Annotated in this window: 4 protein-coding genes; 3 read left to right on the top strand and 1 reads right to left on the bottom strand. The window is 71.9% G+C overall.

Translation table 11 applies throughout. The annotated features are described in order from the left end of the window. A partial coding sequence (locus RCJ92_RS15280) for an MBL fold metallo-hydrolase (protein WP_446755045.1) occupies positions 1 to 373 on the bottom strand: 373 nt, incomplete at its 3' end. 20 nt (positions 374 to 393) lie between these two features. On the opposite strand from RCJ92_RS15280, the gene RCJ92_RS15285 reads away from it, so the two are divergent. The 3 genes from RCJ92_RS15285 to RCJ92_RS15295 form a co-directional block, all read left to right on the top strand. Further along, the gene (locus RCJ92_RS15285; RefSeq protein ID WP_446755046.1) at positions 394 to 1,431 is read left to right on the top strand and encodes a FecCD family ABC transporter permease; all 1,038 of its coding nucleotides are present in this window, start codon (positions 394 to 396) and stop codon (positions 1,429 to 1,431) included. Beyond that, on the top strand, positions 1,428 to 2,477 hold the full coding sequence (locus RCJ92_RS15290; protein ID WP_446755047.1) for a FecCD family ABC transporter permease: 1,050 nt from the start codon (positions 1,428 to 1,430) through the stop codon (positions 2,475 to 2,477). The genes RCJ92_RS15285 and RCJ92_RS15290 overlap by 4 nt, the downstream gene beginning before the upstream one ends. 3 nt (positions 2,478 to 2,480) lie before the next feature. Then, positions 2,481 to 3,807 (top strand): ATP-binding cassette domain-containing protein (locus tag RCJ92_RS15295; RefSeq protein WP_446755048.1); only part of this gene is annotated, 1,327 nt, incomplete at its 3' end.

The raw sequence follows: 3,807 nt of genomic DNA on the forward strand, positions 1-3,807 counted from the left end.
CCTGCAGGCGCACCCCGGCCGCGTCGATGACCTCCCGGTCCGACAGCGGCGCGGCGTCGCGGCAGTGCTCGGGCAGCAGCGCGCGCACCGGGGCGTTGGTCAGCCGGTGCAGCCGGTCGATCCCGCCGGTGTGATCGGCATGCCGGTGGGTGATCAGCACCAGCACCACCCGGTGGGCGGCCAACGCGGCCAGGTGCTCCTCCAGGTCCGGGCCCGGATCGATGAGCACCACGGGGCTGCCGGCGCCCAGCGTGGCGTGGACGTCGAAGAGCAGGTAGCTGTTGGTGCCCTCCAGGGTCATCTGCGAGGGGTTCGCGGCCCGCAGCACGGCGAGCCCGGGGCCCAGAATGGTGGGACTGGCAAGATCTTTCATAGCAACGAGTGTAGGAAGCAATGAGCGCGACCGAAAGTACAACGCGCAGCACCGCGATCCGCCCCGGGCGCAAGCTCGGGGTGTGCCTGGGCCTGCTGCTGCTGCTCATCCTGGGCGTGGGCGCCTCCCTGGCGTTGGGGGCCCGGCCGGTGCCGTTGGCCTCGGTGCTGGGCACCCTGGCCGATTATGACGCGGCCAACCCGGAACATGCGGTGGTGCATTCGCGCATTGCGCGCACCGTCGGGGCCCTGGTCACCGGCGCGGCGCTGGGGTTGGCCGGGGCCGGGATGCAGGGGCTGACCCGCAACCCGCTGGCCGACCCCGGGATCCTGGGGCTGAACGCCGGCGCCGCGCTGGCGGTGGTCGTCTCGATCGCGCTGTTCGGCTCGCTGGGCCTGGGCGGGATGATGCTGGCCGCGTTTGCCGGGGCCGCGGCGGTGATGACCCTGGTCTACCTGGTCGCCTCCATCGGGCGGGAGGGCGCCACCCCGATCAAGCTGGCGTTGGCCGGCGCCGCCCTGGCGGTGGGGCTGACCGCAGTGACCAACGCGCTGCTGATGATTTCCCGGGCCGCGCTGGACGAATTCCGGTTCTGGCAGATCGGCACCCTGGCCGCACGCGGGGTGGACACCTACCTCACCGCCCTGCCGGTGGTGCTGCTGGGCTGCCTCATCGTGCTGGGCACCGCCCGGGTCTCCAACGCGGTGGCGATGGGCGAACAGACCGCGACCGCGCTGGGCTTCAACCTGGGCCGGATGCGGCTGCTGGGGTCGATCGGGATCGTGCTGCTGGCCGGGACCGCCACCGCGGTGGCCGGGCCGATCGCGTTCGTCGGGCTGATCATCCCGCATGCGGTGCGCCTGCTGATCGGTTCGGACTACCGCTGGCTGATGCCGGGGTGCCTGCTGGCCGGGCCGGTGCTGATGCTCGCCGCCGACGTGCTTGGACGGCTGATCGCCCCGCCGGGGGAAGTGCAGGCCGGGGTGATGTGCGCGCTGGTTGGCGCGCCGCTGTTCATCGCGCTGATGCGCCGCGGCATGAAGGCGGTGAGCCTGTGAACCTGCCAACCTCAAAATCCCGGGTCACCGCCGCCCTGGCCGAACGCGCCCCGCGGCGCACCCGGGCAGCGGTCAGCGCCCTGTGGCTGGTGCTGGCGCTGCTGGGCGGCGCCGCCGCCTACCTGTTCTGGGGGCGCGAGGCCCTGGACCCCGGCGAGGTGCTGGCCGTGCTGGGCGGGCAGAGCGTGCCGGGCACCTCGTTCATCGTGATGGAGGACCGCCTGCCCCGCCTGGTGGTCGGGGCGCTGGCCGGGGCCGGTTTCGGGGTCAGCGGCGCCCTGTTCCAGCGCTGGCTGGGCAACCCGCTGGCCAGCCCCGACGTGATCGGCGTCGGATACGGTGCGGCGGCCGCGGCGATCGTGGCGATGGTGTACTTCGGGGTCAACGGCTGGGCGATGAACGCCGCCGCCCTGGCCGGCGGGCTGGGGGTGGCGGCGGTGATCTACTGGCTCTCGGCCTCCGGCACCCGCACCGGCCCGCGGCTGATCCTGGCCGGGCTGGCGATCGGGGCGATGCTGCAGGCGGTGATCCAGTACCTGCTCACCCAGGCCCAGCTGAACACCGCCGGGGACGCGATCCGCTGGCTGACCGGCTCGCTGTCCGCCGCCACCTGGGATGCGGCGGCGGTGCTGTGCCTCGGGCTGGGGGTGGTGGGCCTGGTGCTGGTGCCGGTGGTGGTGCGCCAGCTGAAGCTGCTGGAGCTGGGGGAGGACACCGCCGCGGCACTCGGGCTGAACGTTCCGGCGGCCCGCGCGCTGCTGGTGTTCACCGCGGTGGCGATGGGCGCGATCCCGGTGGCGGTCACCGGCCCGCTGGCCTTCGTCGCCTTCCTGGCCGGGCCGATCAGTGCCGCGCTGACCCGATCGGCCATTAACATTGGATTATCAGCCCTGACCGGCGCGGTGATCGTCGTGGTGGCGAACTTCGCGGCCGCGAACCTCTTTGCGCAAGTGTCCCTGCCGGTGGGCGTGATCACCGGAGCATTCGGCGCACCGTTCCTGCTATGGGTCCTGGTGCGTGCCAACTCAACTGGAAACGGGGGATAACCCATGGCCGATCTGCGGGCCACAGGCCTGACGCTGGCCTACGACAAGGTCACCATCGTCGATGAACTCTCACTGCAAATCCCCACCGGGGAAGTGACCATGGTGGTCGGCGCCAACGGCTGCGGAAAGTCCACGCTGCTGCGCGCGCTGGCCCGGCTGCTCAAGCCCGCCCAGGGCCAGGTGCTGCTGGACGGCTCGGACATCCACACCCGCCCGGCGCGGGAGGTGGCCAAGAAGCTGGGGCTGCTGCCGCAGACCCCCAACGCCCCGGACGGGATCACCGTGCGCGAGCTGATCAGCCGCGGCCGCTACCCGCACCAGGGCTGGTTCAAGCGCTTCTCCGCGGAGGACGAGGCCGCCGTGGCCCGGGCCATGGAGCTGACCCGCACCTCGGAGCTGTCCGAACGCCCGGTCGATGAGCTCTCCGGCGGGCAGCGCCAGCGCGTGTGGATCGCGATGGCGCTGGCCCAGGAAACCGGGCTGCTGCTGCTGGATGAGCCGACCACCTACCTGGACATCGCCCACCAGCTCGAGGTGCTGGACGTGATCGCCGAGCTGAACCGCACCCGCGGGATCACCGTGGTGATCGTGCTGCACGATCTGAACCTGGCCGCCCGCTACGCCGACCACCTGGTGGCGCTGAAGGACGGGAAGGTCTTCGCCTCCGGGCACCCCAGCGTGGTGGTCACCGAGAAAACCGTCAAGGAGGTGTTCGGGATGCCCTCGCGGGTCATCCCCGACCCGGTGGCCGGCACCCCGCTGGTGCTGCCCATCGGCAAGCACCGGGTGCTGCGCGCCGAAAGCCTGCTGGCCGCGAACGGGATCGTGCGCCGGGACATCTCCACCCCGGAGGTCACCGAGCAGCCGGCGAAGCAGCCGCGGACCCCGGAGGGGCGGCAGGAGCTCTCCGCCGAGCTGCGGCCCAGTGCCGAGCACTGCCCGACCCTGGCGTTTGAGACCGAGGTGGTACGCGCCGAGAACATCTCCCACTCCTTCCGGCGCATCACCCTGGCCGGTCCGGACCTGGAGCACTTTGGCACCAACAGCCACCCGCTGGACATGCGCATCAAGCTGCTGCTGGCCACCAACAAGGCCGGCATGCTGCCCCAGGAGCTGGCCGCGATGCGCCCGGCCGGGCTGACCAGCCCCGCCGAGCAGGCCGGCTGGTACCAGCGCTGGCTGGCGATCGACCCGCAGGAGCGCGGGGTGATGCGCACCTACACGGTGCGCGCCTTCCGCGACGCCGGGCACCGTGACAACCAGAGCGGGGACTGGCCGGAACTGGACATCGACTTCGTGCTGCACGGACGCTACGTGGACGGGCACCTGC

The organism is Glutamicibacter sp. BSL13 (genome assembly GCF_052928425.1).